This is a genomic window from Acidaminococcus hominis (assembly GCF_022484025.1).
Taxonomy (GTDB): domain Bacteria; phylum Bacillota; class Negativicutes; order Acidaminococcales; family Acidaminococcaceae; genus Acidaminococcus; species Acidaminococcus hominis.
Genome location: NZ_JAKVMG010000001.1, coordinates 2,809,492 through 2,829,264, shown reverse-complemented (window position 1 = coordinate 2,829,264; position 19,773 = coordinate 2,809,492). Strand labels below are relative to the sequence as shown.

Annotated in this window: 1 protein-coding gene (only partly in view); it reads right to left on the bottom strand. The window is 53.5% G+C overall.

Annotation, left to right across the window (positions count from 1 at the left end):
• Positions 1-19,773 carry the 5' portion of a hypothetical protein gene (locus LKE88_RS12860; RefSeq protein ID WP_276803852.1) on the bottom strand. It extends 10,575 nt beyond the left edge of the window, so only the first 19,773 of its 30,348 coding nucleotides appear in the window; it begins with the start codon at positions 19,771-19,773; its stop codon lies off the left edge, out of view.

Here is a 19,773-nt window from a genome sequence, read left to right as displayed (position 1 = left end):
TACATGACCTTTCTGGCCGTCCAGGGTTGCGGTGGTGGCACCAATCACGTTGCCCGTCACATCGATGTTGCCTTCACTGGTCTGTACCAGAGCAGCCTTACTGCTGTTTACTACATCATTACCCGTGTTGGTCAGAGTGATATTGCCCTTGGCTGCCAGTACCTGTACATCGCCGACTTTTGCATCGTTATCGTTACCATCCTGGTCCTTAGTTTCCAAAGTACCGTTAACAGTAATATCACCGCTGGTAATGGTTTTTACCGTGGTACCAGTCTGGGAAGTAGCTGTACCGTACAGCGTAATGTCGCCGTTGGTATCCGCAATATTCGTGGTGGTGGCTGCCGTAATGGCAACAGCACCAGTACTAGGAGTATTCGTCCCCAGCGCAATGTCGCCATTGCTGGTGGAAATTTCCACGCCTGCTTTTGCAGAGGTGACGTTGCCTTTGACGGTGATGTCGCCTACCGTGTCAGCGTTCTGCGGATTATCAGCTTCGCTGTCGGAAGCGCTAATCTTGGCCAGACCGTTGTTAGCAGTCAGGTCTCCAGTCAGGCTTACGCTGCCATTGGTGGATTCCAGCGTTGCGGTGGTGGCACCAATGACGTTGCCGTTGACGGTGATATTACCGAGATCACTATCATCATCCGTATTGCTGTCGGAAGCCTTGATGCTGACGCTGTTGGCACTGTTGACGACTTCCGTTGCAGAGCCAGCCTTGGTCAGGGTTACATTGCCTTCGGTAGCGCTGACGCTAACCGTACCTGTCTTTGCATCTGTAGTTGCCAGACTGCCGTTGACGGTGATGTCACCAGCCTTTGTAGTGGAAACGCCCAGGGTAGTGCCGGCCTTAACTGCGGTGGCTGCCTCATTGGTACCCAGGGTAATATCGCCTTGGTCCGTAGAGATGGCCACAGCGGTTGCACCGGTGACATTGCCTTTCACCAGAATGTCGCCTACATTTTCATCAGCCGCACCGCTGTCGGAAGCGCTAATGCTGACGTCTTTGGCACTCTTAATGACTTCGTCTGCAGAACCGCTCTTGGTCAGAGTTACATTGCCTTCAGTTGCCTGTACGGTAACAGTGCTGGCATCAGCACCAGTGGTAACCAATTGACCTGTAACAGCAACGTCGCCGTCAGTCAGTGTCTTTACAGCCAGGCCAGTGCCGGCCTGTACATTAGAAGCAGTGGTTCCGCCAATGGTGACGTTGCCAGTGCTTGCTGCAATGTCCACAGCTGTACCAGCCGTTACATTTCCGTCAATGTTGATGTCGCCTTTACTGGTGGCAACATCATCAGCCTTGTACGCATGAACGGTCACTGCGCCTGCAGCATTGAGGCTGTCGTTGATGTCGATGTCGCCTTCCGTATCACTAGCAGTCGGGTTATCTACATTGATTGCCGTAATGACGATATCTTTGCCGCTGTCGATGACGTAGTCTGCAGAAGTTGCAGTACCTGCTACACTGCCGTACTTGTTCAGGATAACCTTGCCTTCGGTGGATTTGACGGTAACCGTACCATAATCTGCACCGGTGGTCTTCAGGTTACCATTGACAGTTACATCGCCAGTTCCTGCGGTGGAGATTTCCAGTGCCTTTGCAGCTTTGACTGCACCAGGAGTTGCCTCAGCCGTACCAACGGTAATATCGCCGTTGGTGGTGGTAATAGTCACGCCGTCGGTGGCAGACATTACATCACCCACAACCGTGATGTTGCCATCGTTGGTATCATCATTTGCTTCCGCCGCATCGTAGCCCTGGATCTTGGCCAGGCCGCCCTTGGCCGTCAGGTTGCCGGTCAAGTTTACATGACCTTCCTTAACGTCCAGAGTTGCGGTGGTGGCCCCAATCACGTTGCCCGTTACATCGATGTCGCCCGCTCCAGTCTGTACCAGAGCAGCCTTGCTGCTGTTTACTACATCCTTGTCACTGCCTGTGCCGTAGTTCAGGACGATATCGCCTGCGGCGGTCTTCACTTCAACATCGCCAGTGGTGGTACCTTCAACCGTATTATCATCTGCCGTTACCAGTTTGCCGGTTACATTGATGTCACCGCTCTTGGTGGCTTCTACCGTCAGGCCAGAACCGGAGGTAATGGTTACAGGAGCTGCAGCAGCACCTTGCGGAACGGCTGCCGTACCTACCGTAATGTCGCCTTGGTCAGTAGAAATCGTGGCCGTGGTGGCGGCTTTTACGTTGCCGTTGACGGTGATGTCGCCGACGCCCTCAACTCCATCATCACTGCTGTCGGAAGCGGCAATCTTGGCCAGACCATTGTTTGCCGTCAGGTTGCCCGTCAGGCTTACGCTGCCGTTGGTGGATTCCAGCGTTGCGGTGGTGGCACCAATGACGTTGCCGTCGACGGTGATATTGCCAGCATAATCGGTTGAGGTTCCGCTTTCTTCCTCATCAGAAGCCGTAATGCTGACCGCTGCACCGCTGTTTACTACATCGTTTACACCTTCGCCGCCCTTATTCAGGGTAACCTTACCTTCGGCAGCGCTGACGGTTACGTCGCCTACCGTGGAGTTGTTGACGGCTGCGGTGGTCAGACTGCCATAGACAGTTACGTTACCAACCTTGGTAGTGGAAACGCCCAGGGTGGTACCTGCGCTGACTGCGCTGGGTACGCTACTGGTGCCCACATCGATGCTGCCTTGGTCCGTAGAGATGACCACAGAGGTTGCACCAATCACGTTGCCGGTGATGGCGATGTCGCCTTTGTCTTCTTCATCCCCTTCAGTATCACTGTCGGAAGCCGTAATGCTGACACCTGCACCGCTGTTAACGACGTTATCACCTGTTGCAGCATTCTTATTCAGCGTAACTTTGCCTTCCGTAGCTTTGACTGTTACGTCACCAACCGTGGAGTTGTTGACGGCTGCGGTCTTCAAGCTGCCGTTGACGGTTACGTTACCAACCTTGGTAGTGGAAACGCCCAAGGTGGTGCCTGCGCTGACTGCGCTAGCTACTTCATCAGTACCCAAGGTAATGCTGCCTTGGTCCGTAGAGATGGCCACAGAGGTTGCACCAATCACGTTGCCGGTGATGGCGATGTCGCCTTTGTCTTCTTCATCCCCTTCAGTATCACTGTCGGAAGCCGTAATGCTGACACCTGCACCGCTGTTAACGACGTTATCACCTGTTGCAGCATTCTTATTCAGCGTAACTTTGCCTTCCGTAGCTTTGACTGTTACGTCACCAACCGTGGATCCGTTGACAGCTGCGGTCTTCAAGCTGCCGTTGACGGTTACGTTACCAACCTTGGTAGTGGAAACGCCCAGGGTGGTACCTGCGCTGACTGCGCTGGGTACGCTACTGGTGCCCACATCGATGTTGCCTTGGTCCGTAGAGATGTCCACAGAGGTTGCACCAATCACGTTGCCGGTGATGGCGATGTCGCCTTTGTCTTCTTCATCCCCTTCAGTATCACTGTCGGAAGCCGTAATGCTGACACCTGCACCGCTGTTAACGACGTTATCACCTGTTGCAGCATTCTTATTCAGCGTAACTTTGCCTTCCGTAGCTTTGACTGTTACGTCGCCTACCGTGGATCCGTTGACAGCTGCGGTCTTCAAGCTACCGTTGACGGTTACGTTACCAGCCGTGGTTGTGGAAACACCCAGAGTAGTACCTGCCTGTACTGCACTGTAGTTGGTACCATCGGTGCCCAGTTTGATGTCGCCTTGGTCCGTAGAGATGACCACGGAGGTATCCCCGATCACATCGCCTGCGATGGTAATGTTGCCCTTGGCAGCATCATCCGTTTCGCTATCCGTTGCGGTAATGCTGACGCTGCTGCCGCTGTTCACTACATCGGTTGCACTGCTAGCCTTGGTCAGGGAGACATTGCCTTCCGTGGCTTTCACGGTGAGAGCGCCTGCACTGGTGCCTGCGGTTTCCAGGATGCCGTTGACGTTCACATTGCCTTGGGCCGTGGTGGTAACATCCAGGGCGGTGGCTGCGCTGACTTCAGCAGGAGTTGTGCTGGAGCCGATGGTAATATCGCCATAATTGGTGGTGATCAGGACTGCATCCTTTTCCGAGGAGACGCCGCCCAAAATGGACACATCCCCTGCGGCAATCTCATCACCAGTCTTGTATTCACTGCTGGCAGCCTGGATGGTAGCTTTGCCGTTAGACATCAAAGCCGTCTGAGAAGCAGATACCTTTACATAGCCGCTGGTGGCATTCAGTTCTGCCGTATTGGCTGCTTGTACCGCTCCAGTACCACCCGTTACGGTAATATCGCCTTCGGTGGTGGTCTTCACGGTGACGGCGCCGGCACTGGACACAGCATTGGTAACGTTCGCATTCCCCAGGGAAATATCGCCCTTGGCCGTTTGTACCAGCACATCGCTATTGCTGTTCTGGGTCGTGGTCTGCAGGGAGCCGTTGACAGTAATATTGGCTGCATCCGTTGTGTTGTTGGTCTGCACCTTGGTGCCCGTTCCGGATACGATATTGCCCGTTACGTTAATAGCACTGTCGGTGGAGGTAATGGTTGCCGTGGTAGCACCGCTGACAACGTTGCCCGTATTTCCATTAGTACCCAGGGTAATGACCCCGGTGGTATTGGTGACGCTGACGGCCCCGCCTGCGGAGTTGACTGCACTGTCTACGGTGATGGCACCGGTGGCCGTGCTCAGAGAAGCATCGCCTGTAACACCATTAGAAGCTTTGGTGCCGGTGCTCTCTACGGCCCCATGGACCGTAATGCCCCCGGCCGTTGTCGTGGACAGGCTAGCGTCTTCCACAGCGGAAATATTGGCCTCATTGCCAGAACCTGCAACACCCACGGTAATGGAGCCGTTGGAGGTGGAAATGGTCACGTCCTTGGCACCCTTTACATCGCTGCCGATAATGATGTCGCCAACCTTATCACCTTCCACACCATCTGCGTCCTTATCGCTGTTGGATACGGTAACGTCGCCGCTGCTGTTGATGCTGTCGGGATAGTCAGTGGTTTTAACGAAGTTAATCTTGCTGTTTTGGGTCTGGACCAGAACATCGCCGACCTTGGCAACGCCGTCTGCCCCATCTTGGTCCGCAGTGGAGACCGTACCGTTGATGGTAATATCACCGCTGGTGTTGGCCTTTACGGTAGTGCCAGTCTGGGATGTGGCAGTACCGGTAAGGGTGATGGCGCCAATGTTGCTTTCGATGTTTGTAGTGGTGCCGCCGGTGATGGTAACAGCACCGGAACTACCAATGGTGATGTTGCCAGCGTTCTCACTGTCAGTGCCGTTGGTCAGGATCTGTACTGCTTGGGCGGCAGTAACATTGCCGTTCAGGGTGATATCGCCCTCGCCGGCCTTGTCTGCACCAGTTCCGGTATAGCCCTGGACGGTTACGTTGCCCTGGGAGCTCTTCAGCACATCCGTATTGCCATCAGCAACTGTCAGGGAAATATCGCCCTGGGTGCGGACAACTGTATCACCGGTAGCGTTTGCACCGGTAAGCAGGGCGCCATTCAGCGTAATGTCGCCGGTGTTGGACGTAATGGAAGCATACGTACTATTGGCAAGATACGTGCCGTACAGGGTAATGGCACCAGCCTCACTATGTTGATCGATCTTAGCGCCGGAGATAACAAAGGAATTCGTGTTCACAGGAGCCCGCAGTACGGCCCTGCTCATTTTCTTCTGCACCGGTACATTTACAGAAATGGTACCAGTGCCGGTGGTGCCCATTTCTAAGTCGCCGCCTACGGTGGCGTTGCCCGACATCACGATATTGTAGTTTTTGCCTGCGGTGACGGTGGCATTGCCAGAGGTCGTATGCAGGGCTAAGCTGGAAGTGCCGTCCACAGTCATGCCGCCAGCCAGGGTGATGTTGCCTTTTTGGGTAGTGACGCTGATGCCGGAAGTGCTTGCAGTTGCGCCGGTGGTTTGCAGGCCGCCGGTGACGCTGATGTCGCCGCTGGTGGACTGAATGGTGGTGCCGGAGGCAGAGGACGCGGTGCCGTACAGGGTGATATCACCCGTTCCCGTGCTGACATTGGTCGTGCTGCCCGTGGAAGAAACGCCGTAGGGAGTAACGGTTCCATTGTTGCTGCCGATGGTGATAGTGCCTTCGCCAGTGGTGGTTACCCCAACAGCCCCTGCGCCCTGCACGTCTCCCTGGACGCTGATGGTGCCGCCTTGGGCAGTGACATTGACAGCGCCTGCGCTGACGATGGAATCTTTACCCTTATCATTAGAATCGGCCGCCAGGGTAATATTGTCGCCGGTGGTGGAGACGTTAACCGCCCCAGCTTTGTCGCTAGCGGTATTGGTGGTGCTGAGTTTGCCCGTTACCGTGATGGTACCATCAGACGAGGTTTGCACGGTGGTGCCAGTTGCGGAATCCACATTGCCGGCAATGGACAGATCGCCCACAGTAGAAGTGATTTGGGCCGCTTTAGCCGCCTTCACATCCCCGGTGATGGTAATGTCGCCCAGAGTTTTGAGAGTGCCGTCAGTGGTATTGTAGGCACCCGTATAGGTAGTGGTAATAAATGCCGTGCCCGTGGTGTCAATAACCGCAGGGGTCTCTCCAGCTTCGTTCTGTTTCCCTTTCAGGGTAATGCTGCCCTTGGGCGTAGAAACTTCTACGTTGCCGAGGTCCGTACCCGTACCGGTGGTGGTCAGTGCGCCGGTGACGTTGACATCCCCTTCGCTCAGCACTTTTACGGTAGTGCCGGACTTGGAGGAGCCGGTGCCGTCCAGGGTAATATTGCCTGTGGTGGTTTCGATGGCTACCGTGGAGCCGGAAGAAGCAACATCATCTACGGTAATATCCCCGTTGGTGGCGCTGATGGAAACAGCATCCACTGCCTGCACCTTACCATTCAGGGTGATATTACCTTTGCTATCTGTTGCGTCTCCATTATAGCTATTCGTAATGGTGGCGCCGCCCACACTGTTGATGACGTAGTCACTGCCTTGTTCCGGGTTCAGGGTGATATTGCCGCCGGTGGTTTCGATGAGAATATCTTTATTTTCACTTTCCGCCGTGGTGGAAACCACACCGTGGATGTCAATATCGCCGCTAGTCTTAATGGTGGTATTGGTATCGGACCCGGCAGTACCGTAGACGGTGACTTTCCCGCCGTTGCTGCTGGAAATGTCCGTGGTGGCGCCTTTTACGGTGTACTTTTGGCTGCTGGTGCCCACGGTGATAGCGCCGGTGGTGGTATTGACCTTCAGGGTGCCCTTTACGTCAGCGTTGCCCTGGATGTTGATGTCACCTGCGCCCGCTGCGTTGACCGTAGCTGCGCCGCCGCTGGTAGAAATAACCTGATCTTTTTCAATGGTGGCAGTGGCAGTTGCCTGGGACAGGTTGATAGCACTGCCGTTGGTTTGAACCAGGACATCATCGCCGGTATTTAGGCCGGTAGAAGCAACTTTCCCTTTTACCGTAATGGTGCCGCCAGCGCCTGTGGTTTCCACGGTGGTGTCGCCAGAGGACGTCGCTACGCCGTTAATTTCGATGGCACCCGTGGTGGTATGAATGTTGGTGCTGCTGCCGCCAGACATGGTGTAGGGGGTGGACTCGCCGCCCACGGTAATTTTGCCGGTGGTGGTAGTTACTTCCAGTGCACCCTTCACGTCAGCGTTGCCTTGGATGTTAATGGCACCGCCTGCTGCATTCACTGTAGCTGCACCTTGGGCCGTGGAGAGAACATTTTGGCCAGCATCGCCAGCCGTGGTCTGGCTCAGGTTAATAGCTGCGCCATTGGTCTGAACCAGAATGGGATTGTCAGTATTGGTTGTGCCATTAGTGGCCAGACTGCCGCTCACGGTAATTACGCCGCCTACAGCAGCAGACTTCAGCGTAACGCCCGTAGCTGCACTTGCATCGCCAGTGTAGCCAAGAGTACCACTGTTGGTTTCCAGGTCGATGGCTTTGCCGGCCTTAATGTCACCAGTGATGCTGAGAGCATAGCCGCCGGAAGCCGTTTCACCCGTAAAGGTCTTGACCGTAACGTTGCCGTTGGTGCTGGAAAGAACAGGATTAGTATCGTCGTTGGTGGCCAGCGTAATAGCATTCAGGGTCTGTACCAGAGTGTTGCCCGTTGCACCATTGGAATTCACGGTGCCGTAAACATTGATGCCCCCGGTGCCGCTGGTAATGCTGGTGCTGCCGCCGGTGATGTCATAGCCAGTTTGGTTGCTGGTGCCAATGGTGATATTGCCGCTGGTAGTAGTTACTGCCAAAGCTCCGCCGACGTGTGCATCGCCTTGGATGCTGGTAGCTGCTGCGCCGGAGCTTACCGTTGCGTCGCCGCTGGCAGTGGTGAGAACATCGTTAACTTCTCCGGTGGAGGCCTTGGTCAGAGTAATGGTATCACTGGAACCGCCTGCGGTCTGAACGGTGATCTTATTCGTCGCTGCATCGCCAGTGGTCTTCAGGTTACCGGTGACAGCAATGGTACCGCCGGTTGCCGTGCTCTGCACCGTGGTGCCCGTTGCGGACGCAACAGTACCGTGGATTTCAATGTCCCCGCTGGTGGTAGTGATAGCGGCCGTGCTGTCGGAACTGGAAAGGTTGTAGGCAGTGTCTCCGCCAACAGTAACCTTGCCTTGCGTCGAAACTACTTTCAAAGCACCTACTGCACTGGCATCCCCCTGGATGCTGATAGCACTGGTGTTGTCGCCCGTTACTTCAACCGTAGCATCGCCTGCACTGTTGATGACCTTGCCATCATTAATGTCAGCATTTTGATTCAGGGTGATGGCGCCGCTTTCCGAAGAAACCTGCAGATCAACGACACCCGTGTCTCCATCAGCTGTCGTAGTCTGCAAACCACCGTTGACGGTAATAATACCACTGGTGGTAGTTACCTTCGTGCTGTTGGTGGATTTGGCCAGGCCGTTGATTTCGACGGCACCCGTGGTGGTATGAATATTGGTAGTACCGCCGGACATGGTGTAGAGATTGGACGCACCGCCTACCGTAAGTTTGCCGGTAGTGGCAACTACTTCCAGTGCACCGCCAACGGTGGCGTTGCCTTGGATGCTGGTGGCTGCCGCGCCGGAGCTAACGGTTGCATCGCCGCTGGTGGTGGTGAGAACGTCGGTGTTCCCACTGGTGGCTTTGTTCAGGGTGATGGTGTCACCGGAACCGCCTGCGGTCTGAACGGTGATCTTATCCGTTGCTTCACCGCCAGTGGTCTTCAGGTTACCGGTTACAGCAATGGTACCAGCTGTGGTCGTGGTAACGCCCAGGGTAGTACCGGCAGAAGCATTGCCAGTGATATTGATATTGCCGTTTGTGGAGCCAATGGCTACAGCGCCGCTGGTAGAGGACACGCTGCCAACTTCGCCCTGTGCTGCGCCAGCCACGGTGATGTTGCCGTTCTTGGTATCATTTGCAGCGCTGGAAGTAGCGGTGATGGTGGCCTTACCAGTACCGGCAGACAAGCCGCCTTTCAGATTTACGTTACCTTGGGTGGCACTCAGAGTAGCTGCACCAGTACCGGAAACGGTGCCGGTTACGGTCACGTTGCCGCTGTTGGAATAGTCGGATGCACTATCCGTAACCCCCGTACCTACAGCGCTAACTACAGCGTTACCGCCGCTGGCAGTCATGCCGCCAACGAGTCTGGCATAGCCTTTGGCCGTGCTCAGTTCTGCAGCCTTGGCTGCACTGATGCCGCCGCCCAATACATCTACATTACCAGAAGTCGTTGCCCTTACATAAGCATTGCCCTTGCTGTCTACAGCAGCTGTTGTCAGGTTTGCATTCCCCAGGGTAATATCGCCTTTGGTAGTTTGCACCGTTACATCGCCGCTGGTATTGCTCTTTACAGAGCCCGTAACTTTGATGTCGGCATCGGTTTCGGAATTGCTGGTTTGTACCGTGGTCCCTGTGCTGGAAGCAACATTGCCGTAAACGGTGATGCCGCTATTGCTAGAGCTAATCTCTGCGGTAGTACCAGCCGTCACATCGGCCGTAGCATCTGTTTTACCAATGGTGATTGCACCGGTAGTATCCGTTACGCTGACGGAACCCTTCGTGGAGCTTACAGCCCCGTCAACTTCAATCGTACCGTGATTCGTGCTGATGGAAGTATTCCCATTATCACCAGTGCTCTTTACAGAGCCCGTAACTTTGATGTTGGCGTCAGAAGCGGAGTTGTTGGTGGAAACCGTGGTTCCCGTGCCGGATTCTACGTTGCCATACACGGTGATACCGCTATTGGTGGAGGTAATCCCTGCGGTGGTTGCGCCTTTAACGGTAATAGCATCGCTGCCGTCTTTGCCCAGGGTGATTGTGCCGGTGGTCGTACCAACTTCAACAGAGCCTTTGGCAGAGCTGACGCCGCCGTCTACAGTAATATTTCCGGTTGTCGCAGTTTTGATAGATACATTGTCAGCATCGGCCGTACTGTTGCTGGCAACACCACCATGAATGGTAATAGCACCGTTGGTGGTCCCGATAGTAACTCCTTTAGTTGCCGTAACATTGGCAGCAGTTTGATCCGTACCAATGGTAATTGCACCACCAGTGGAATTCATAGCGATAGATGTTCCTGCTTCAACCGCACCAACGTTATTGATATTGCCTGCCGAGTCTTGCGTAATCGCCCCAGTTGTTGCTTTGACAGTGGAACTGTTGGTAATGCTGGTCACAGCATCCTGATCAATACCAGTGGCTTGCACAGCGCCCGTATTGAGCAGGGTAGTTTTTGCGTTTTGCGTTAAAGCCCCGCCTGCCGTAACGGTAGTATCGTTTTGGATGCCCGCACCGGTGGAAGTCATGCCGATGGTGGTTCCAGCTTGAACAGTGTTTTTATTCCAGATCTTGCCGACTGCGTCCTGGTCAATGGCGCCTGTTGCCGTAACGGTAGAATCATTGGTCAGGGTAGTTTTGGCGTTTTGGGTAATGTTGGTTCCCGCAGAAACAGCGCCGGTATTTTCGATACTGCCGTTCCCTTTGGTCGCCGTATCCATGGAGATGGAGCCGGTGGTAGCGGTTACGATATCGTTGGTGATGTTTGTGCCCGCGGTCAGGGTAATGTCGCCAGTAGAACTGCTGACAGTGACATTCGTATTGCTGTTATCAATGGCGGTATAAGCCCCCATAGTAACGCCCGTGCCTGCAGTAACGTTGGCATCGTTTTGGATATCTGCACCCGTCGAGGTCATGTCGATGGTGGTGCCAGCTTTGACAACACCTACGTTATTGATTTTGCCTGCGGCATCCTGGTCAATGGCGCCAGTAGTGGCTGTAACAGTGGAACTGTTGGTAATGGTTGAGCCAGCATCCTGGTCAATACCAGTGGCTTGTACAGCGCCCGTATTGGTCAGGGTGGTATGTGCATCCTGGGTAAGGGTTGTACCAGCCGTGACGGTAGTATCATTTTTGATATCCGCACCGGTAGAGGTCATCTTAACGGTGGTTTTACCATCAACAGCAGCCTCGTTCCACAGCTTGCCTCCAGCTTTCTGTTCAATGGCACCTTTAGAAGCTGTGACAGCTTTCACGTTGGTCAGGGTCGTACCAGCAGTTTCCGTTACGTTCAAACCTGCGCTGACAATGTCGGAGTTGGAAATAGCGCCAGCAGAACCGTTCGTGGCACTCATGCTTACAGAGCTATTATCGCCAATAGCCTGAACCGCACCGTTATTGGTGATGCCATTATTGGTTGCGGTCATGGACACGGAACCAGCATTAGCCGTAACAGCGTCGTTGGTGATGCTGGTTCCGGCGGTCAGGGTAATGTCGCCGCTTGTACTGCTAACGACGAGGCTGCTATTGCTGTTGTCAATGGCCGTGCCAGCATTCATGGTGATACCCGTGCCTGCAGTAACGTTGGCATCGTTCTGGATATCCGCACTTGTGGAGGTCATTTCGACAGTGGTTCCAGCTTGAACGGTGTTTTTATTCCAAATTTTGCTGACCGCATCCTGATCAACTTTACCGTTCGTTGCCTTTACGGTAGAATCATTGGTCAGGGTTGTTTTGGCGTTTTGGATAACGTTGGTTCCCGCAGAAACAGCACCGGTATTTTCGATACTGCCGTTCCCTTTGGTCGCCGTATCCATGGAGATGGAGCCGGTGGTAGCGGTTACGATATCGTTGGTGATGTTTGTGCCCGCGGTCAGGGTAATGTCGCCAGTAGAACTGCTGACGGTAACATTCCCACCATTGTTATTATCAATAGCTGCACCGGCATTCATGGTGATGCCACTGGCTGCAGTAACGTTGGCATCGTTCTGGATGCCCGCACTGGTGGAAGTCATGCCGATGGTGGTTCCAGCGTCAACTGTACCTACGTTGTGGATTGCACCTGACGAGTCTTGCGTAATTGCCCCTGTTGTTGCCTTAATAGTCGAATTATTGGTAATGCTGGTAACAGCATCCTGATCAATACCAGTGGCTTGGACAGCGCCCGTATTGGTCAGGGTGGTATGTGCATCCTGGGTAAGGGTTGTACCGGCCGTGACGGTAGTATCATTTTGGATTTCCGCACCGGTAGAGGTCATCTTAACGGTGGTTCCAGCGCTGACAGCTTTCTCGTTCCACAGCTTGCCTCCAGCTTTCTGTTCAATGGCACCAGCAGTTGCCGTAACAGCACCTGTGTTGGTCAGGGTGGTACCAGCAGTTTCCGTTACGTCCTTACCTGCGCTGACAATATCCGAGTTGGAGATTGCACCAGCATCAGTATTCGTAGCAGTCATGCTTACAGAGCTATTATCGCCAATAGCCTGAATAGCACCAGTATTGGTGATGCCTGCATTGGTTGCAGTCATGGACACGGAACCAGCATTAGCCGTAACTGCAGTATTAGAGATAGATGTACCGGCATTCATGGTAACGCTTGTACCAGCGCTGATGGCTTCGGAGTTGGAGATGGCGCCAGCAGAACCGTTCGTGGCGCTCATGCTTACAGAACTGGAAGCACCGGTTGCCGTAACAGCACCAGTATTGGTAATACCTTTGTCCGTTGCGGTCATGGAGATGGAGCCGCCAGTAGCTTCAACGGTAGAACCGTTGGAAATGCTGGTGCCTGCATTAATGGTGATGCCGGTAGCTGCTTGGACAGCGCCGGTATTGGTCAGGGAAGTATATGCATTCTGGGTAAGGGTTGTCCCCGCTTTAACGGTAGTATCATTTTGGATGGCGTCTCCCGTTGAGGTCATATCAACGGTGGTTTTACCATCAACAGCCAGTTTATTCCAAATCTTGCCCACAGCATCCTGGTCAATGGCGCCAGCAGTTGCCGTAACAGCACCTGTGTTGGTCAGGGTGGTTTTTGCATTCTGGGTAATGTTCGTCCCTGCGGTCACAGCACCGGTATTTTCGATGCTGCCAGTACCGTTGGTTGCCGTATCCATAGATACAGCGCCGCCTGCATTAACAATATCATTTTTGATGTCTGTACCGGCAGTCAGACTGATGCCGCCGCTGGTACTGCTGACGGTGAGGTTGCTATTGCTGTTGTCAATAGCCGTCTTGGCAGACATGGTGATATTGCCCGTGCCTGCAGTAACGTTGGCATCGTTCTGGATATCTGCACCCGTCGAGGTCATGTCGATAGTGGTTCCAGCTTGAACAGTGTTTTTATTCCAGATCTTGCCGACTGCGTCCTGGTCAATGGCGCCTGTTGCCGTAACGGTAGAATCATTGGTCAGGGTAGTTTTGGCGTTTTGGGTAATGTTGGTTCCCGCAGTAACAGCACCAGTATTCTCGATGGTAGTGCCGCTTTCGCTGGTTGCCGTATTCATAGAGATAGAACCGGCAGTTGCGGTTACGATATCGTTGATGATGCTGGTGCCAGCCTTCAATTCAATATTGCCCTCTGCACTGCTGACGGTGAGGTTGCTATTGCTGTTATCAATGGCGGCGCCGGCATTCATGGTGATGCCTGTGCCTGCTGTAACGTTGGCATCGTTTTGGATGCCCGCACCAGTGGAAGTCATGCCGATGGTGGTGCCAGCGTCAACTTTACCTACGTTGTGGATAGCACCTGCCGAGTCTTGCGTAATCGCCCCTGTTGTTGCTTTGACAGTGGAACTGTTGGTAATGCTGGTAACAGCATCCTGATCAATACCAGTGGCTTGGACAGCGCCCGTATTGGTCAGGGTGGTATGTGCATCCTGGGTAAGGGTTGTACCGGCCGTGACGGTAGTATCATTTTGGATATCCGCACCGGTAGAGGTCATCTTAACGGTAGTTTTACCATCAACAGCAGCCTCGTTCCACAGCTTGTCTCCAGCTTTCTGTTCAATGGCACCTTTAGAAGCTGTGACAGCTTTCACGTTGGTCAGGGTCGTACCAGCAGTTTCCGTTACGTTCAAGCCTGCGCTGACAATGCCGGAGTTGGAGATGGCACCGTTAACATTATTGGTGGCGGTCATGCTTATAGATCTGGAATCACCAATAGCCTTAACATCGCCATTATTGGTAATGCCATTATTCGTTGCGGTCATGGACACAGAGCCAGCAGATGCAGTTACCGCATCGTTGGTGATGCTGGTACCGGCGGTCAGGTTAATGTCGCCGCTTGTGCTGCTAACGACGAGGCTGCTATTGCTGTTGTCAATGGCCGTGCCAGCATTCATGGTGATACCCGTGCCTGCAGTAACGTTGGCATCGTTTTGGATATCTGCACCCGTCGAGGTCATGTCGATGGTGGTTCCAGCTTTGACAGCACCTACGTTATTGATTTTGCCTGCGGCATCCTGGTCAATGGCGCCAGTAGTGGCTGTAACAGTGGAACTGTTGGTAATGGTTGAGCCAGCATCCTGATCAATACCAGTGGCTTGGACAGCGCCCGTGTTGGTCAGGGTAGTATTGGCGTTTTGCGTTAAAGCCCCGCCTGCCGTAACGGTAGTATCGTTCTGGATATCTGCACCGGTGGAGGTCATGTCGATGGTGGTGCCAGCTTGGACGGCTACCTTGTTCCACAGCTTGCCACCAGCATCTTGATCAATAGCGCCAGCAGTAGCTGTGACGGCTTTCTCGTTGGTCAGGGTGGTACCAGCATTTTCCGTTACGTTCAAGCCTGCGCTGACAATGTCGGAGTTGGAAATAGCGCCAGCAGAACCGCTCGTGGCACTCATGCTTACAGAGCTATTATCGCCAATAGCCTGAACAGCACCAGTATTGGTGATGCCTGCATTGGTTGCGGTCATGGACACAGAACCAGCATTACCCGTAACGGCAGCATTTTTGATGCTGGTACCAGCATTCATGGTAACGCTCGTACCTGCGCTGACGGCAGCTTTGTTTTCGATAGCACCGCTCGTTTCGTTCGTGGCACTCATGCTTACAGAGCTGGAAGTACCGGTTGCCGTAACAGCACCGGTATTGGTGATGCCTGCATTGGTTGCAGTCATGCCGATGGAGCCGCCAGTAGCTTCAACGGTAGAACCGTTGGAAATGCTGGTGCCTGCATTCATGGTGATGCCGGTGGCAGCTTTGACGGCTGCGCTGTTGGTCAGGGTAGTTTTGGCTTTTTCCGTTAACGTGGTGCCTGCGGTAACAGCACCAGAGTTTTCGATGGTAGTGCCATTATCGCTAGTTGCTGTATCCATGGAAACAGCGCCGCCTGCAGTTACGGCAGCATTTTTGATGCTGGTGCCAGCGGTTTCCGTTACGTCCTTGCCAGCGCTGACAGTGCCGGTGTTAGAGATGGCACCGTTAGTGCCATTGGTGGCACTCAGGATTACGGAGCTATTATCACCAGTTGCTGTAACAGCGCCGTTATTGGTGATACCGTTATTCGTTGCGGTCATGGACACGGAACCAGCATTAGCCGTAACAGCGTCGTTGGTGATGCTGGTCCCGGCGGTCAGGTTAATGTCGCCGCTTGTACTGCTAACGACGAGGCTGCTATTGCTGTTGTCAATGGCCGTGCCAGCATTCATAGTAATGCCCGTGCCTGCAGTAACGTTGGCATCGTTTTGGATGCCCGCACTGGTGGAGGTCATGCCGATGGTGGTTCCAGCGTTAACCGCACCAACGTTATTGATATTGCCTGCCGAGTCTTGCGTAATCGCCCCTGTTGTTGCCTTAATAGTGGAACTATTGGTAATGCTAGTCACAGCATCCTGATCAATACCAGTAGCTTGGACAGCGCCCGTATTGGTCAGGGTGGTATGTGCATCCTGGGTAAGGGTTGTACCGGCCGTGACGGTAGTATCATTTTGGATTTCCGCACCGGTAGAGGTCATCTTAACGGTGGTTCCAGCGCTGACAGCTTTCTCGTTCCACAGCTTGCCTCCAGCTTTCTGTTCAATGGCACCAGCAGTTGCCGTAACAGCACCTGTGTTGGTCAGGGTGGTACCAGCAGTTTCCGTTACGTCCTTACCTGCGCTGACAATATCCGAGTTGGAGATTGCACCAGCATCAGTATTCGTAGCAGTCATGCTTACAGAGCTATTATCGCCAATAGCCTGAACAGCACCAGTATTGGTGATGCCTGCATTGGTTGCAGTCATGGACACGGAACCAGCATTAGCCGTAACTGCAGTATTAGAGATAGATGTACCGGCATTCATGGTAACGCTTGTACCAGCGCTGATGGCTTCGGAGTTGGAGATGGCGCCAGCAGAACCGTTCGTGGCGCTCATGCTTACAGAACTGGAAGCACCGGTTGCCGTAACAGCACCGGTATTGGTGATGCCTGCATTGGTTGCAGTCATGCCGATGGAGCCGCCAGTAGCCTCAACGGTAGAACCGTTGGAAATACTGGTGCCTGCTTCCATGGTTATGCCAGTGGCTGCCTTGACGGCACCGGTATTTTTCAAGGTGGTTTCGGCTTTTTCCGTTAATGCTCCGCCTGCGGTAACAGCGCCGGTATTTTCGATACTGCCAGTCCCACTGGTTGCCGTATCCATGGAGATAGAACCGCCGGTGTTAACAATGTCATTGATAATACTTGTGCCAGCGGTCAGGCTGATGTCGCCACTTGTGCTGCTGACGGTGAGGTTGCTATTGCTGTTGTCAATGGCAGTGGAAGCCCCCATAGTAATGCCCGTGCCTGCAGTAACGTTAGCATCGTTCTGGATATCTGCACCCGTCGAGGTCATGTCGATGGTGCTTCCAGCTTGAACGGCTACCTTGTTCCACAGCTTGCCACCAGCATCTTGATCAATAGCGCCTTTAGAAGCCGTGACGGCGCCTGTATTGGTCAGGGTGGTACCAGCAGTTTCCGTTACGTCCTTGCCTGCGCTGACAATGCCGGAGTTGGAGATGGCACCGCTAACATTATTGGTGGCGGTCATGCTTATAGAGCTGGAATCACCAATAGCCTTAACATCGCCATTATTGGTGATACCTGCATTGGTTGCAGTCATGGAAACGGAGCCAGCATTACCCGTAACGGCAGCATTAGAGATAGATGTGCCGGCGGTCATGGTAACGCTTGTACCAGCGCTGACGGCTTCGGAGTTGGAGATGGCGCCAGCAGAACCGTTCGTGGCGCTCATGCTTACAGAGCTATTATCGCCAATAGCCTGAACTGCACCGTTATTGGTGATGCCATTATTGGTTGCGGTCATGGACACGGAACCAGCATTAGCCGTAACAGCGTCGTTGGTGATGCTGGTTCCGGCGGTCAGGGTAATGTCGCCGCTTGTACTGCTAACGACGAGGCTGCTATTGCTGTTGTCAATGGCTGTGTCAGCAGTCATGGTAATGCCATTGCCTGCTGTAACATTTGCATTGTTTGTAATAGCGCCAGCAGAACTATCCTTAGCAGTCAGGTTTACTGTGCTGGAAGTACCAAGAGCCTGAAGAGCACCATTATTGGTAATATTGCCCTTATTGGCAGTCATGGACACAGAGCCAGCAGATGCCGTAACAGCATCGTTGGTGATGCTGGTGCCTGCGGTTAGGCTGATGCCGCCCTTTGCACTGCTGACAAGAAGACTATTATTGCTGTTGTCAATGGTCGTGCCAGCAGTCATGGTAATGCCATTACCTGCCGTAACGTTGGCATCATTTTGGATGGCGCCAGCAGAAGTGTTCGTGGCACTCATGCTTACAGAGCTGGATTCACCTGTTGCCGTAACAGCGCCAGTATTGGTGATGCCGTTATTCGTTGCCGTCATGGCAATGGCGCCGCCAGTAGCCTCAACGGTAGAACCGTTGGAAATGCTGTTGCCTGCTTCCATGGTGATGCCAGTGGCAGCTTTGACGGCTGCGCTGTTGGTCAGGGTGGTTTTGGCTTTTTCCGTTAAAGTCCCGCCTGCCGTCACAGCGCCGGTATTTTCGATAGTGGTGCCGTTGTTTGTTACCGTATCCATAGATACAGCGCCACCTGCATTAACAATATCATTTTTGATATTTGTTCCGGCGGTCAGACTGATGCCGCCGCTTTTGCTGCTGACGGTAATCGGACTGTCATTGCTGTTATCAATAGCCGTCTTGGCAGACATGGTGATAGTACCTGTGCCTGCAGTAACGTTGGCATCATTCTGGATATCTGCATCGGTGGAAGTCATATCGATGGTGGTGCCAGCTTGAACGGTGTTTTTATTCCAGATTTTGCCGACCGCATCCTGGTCAACTTTACCGTTCTTTGCCTCGAGGGTGGAATTATTGGTCAGGGAAGTTTTTGCGTTTTGGGTAATGTTCGTCCCTGCATAAACAGCACCGGTGTTTGTAATGGTAGTGCCGTTATCGCTGTTTGCCGTATCCATGGTGATAGAGCCGGCGTTGGCGGTAACCGTATCATTGGTGAGGTACGTGCCAGCGGTGAGGCTGATGTCGCCCGTTGTACTGCTGACGGTAATATCACCTTCTGTGCTATTGTCAAGGGAAGTTCCAGCGGTCATGGTAATACCGTTGCCCGCGGTGACATTATTTTTGTTGAGGATATAGCCGTTAGAAGTGTTCTCCGCCGTCATAACTATGGAGCCCGTACCGGCTTCTACAGTGGAGTCGTTCCGAACACCATTGCCGCTGGAGGTCATTTCTATGCCGACTCCAGCGCTGACAGCAGCTTTATTCCACAGCATGCTTCCAGCTTCCTGATCAAGGGAACCAGCTGTTGCCGTGACGGCACCTGTATTCTGCAGGACGGTACCGGCAGTTTCCGTTACGTCCTTGCCTGCTTTGACAATGTCCGCGTTAGAGATAGAACCATTATCAGTATTTTTGGCGGTCATGCTTACAGAACTGGACTCACCTTTTGCTTCTACAGCGCCGCTGTTTTCGATGCTCGCCTTCGTTGCAGTCATGGACACAGAACCGGCATTAGCCGTGACAGCAGCATTTTTGATTTTTGTGCCTGCCTCTATGGTAACGCTTGAACCTGCGCTGACGGCATCTTTGTTTTCAATAGCACCGCTCGTTTCGTTCGTGGCACTCATAGTTACAGAACTGGAAGCACCTTTTGCCGTAACAGCGCCAGTATTGGTGATGCCGTTATTCGTTGCCGTCATGCCGATAGAGCCGCCAGTAGCCTCAACGGTAGAACCGTTGGAAATGCTGTTGCCTGCTTCCATGGTAATGCCGGTAGCTGCTTTGACGGCTGCGCTGTTGGTCAGGGTGGTTTTGGCTTTTTCCGTTAACGTTGTTCCTGCGGTCACAGCGCCGGTATTTTCGATACTGCCACTTCCATTGCTTGTATCCATGGAGATGGCACCGTTGGTAGCGGTTACGGCATCGTTGATGATGCTGGTGCCAGCGGTCAGGGTAATGTTGCCACCAGAACTGCTGATCGTTATATCGCCGCCTGTGCTGTTATCAATAGCCGTGCCGGCATTCATGGTGATGGCACTGGCTGCACTGACGTTGGCATTGTTGGTGATGGTGCCCGTAGAATTCAT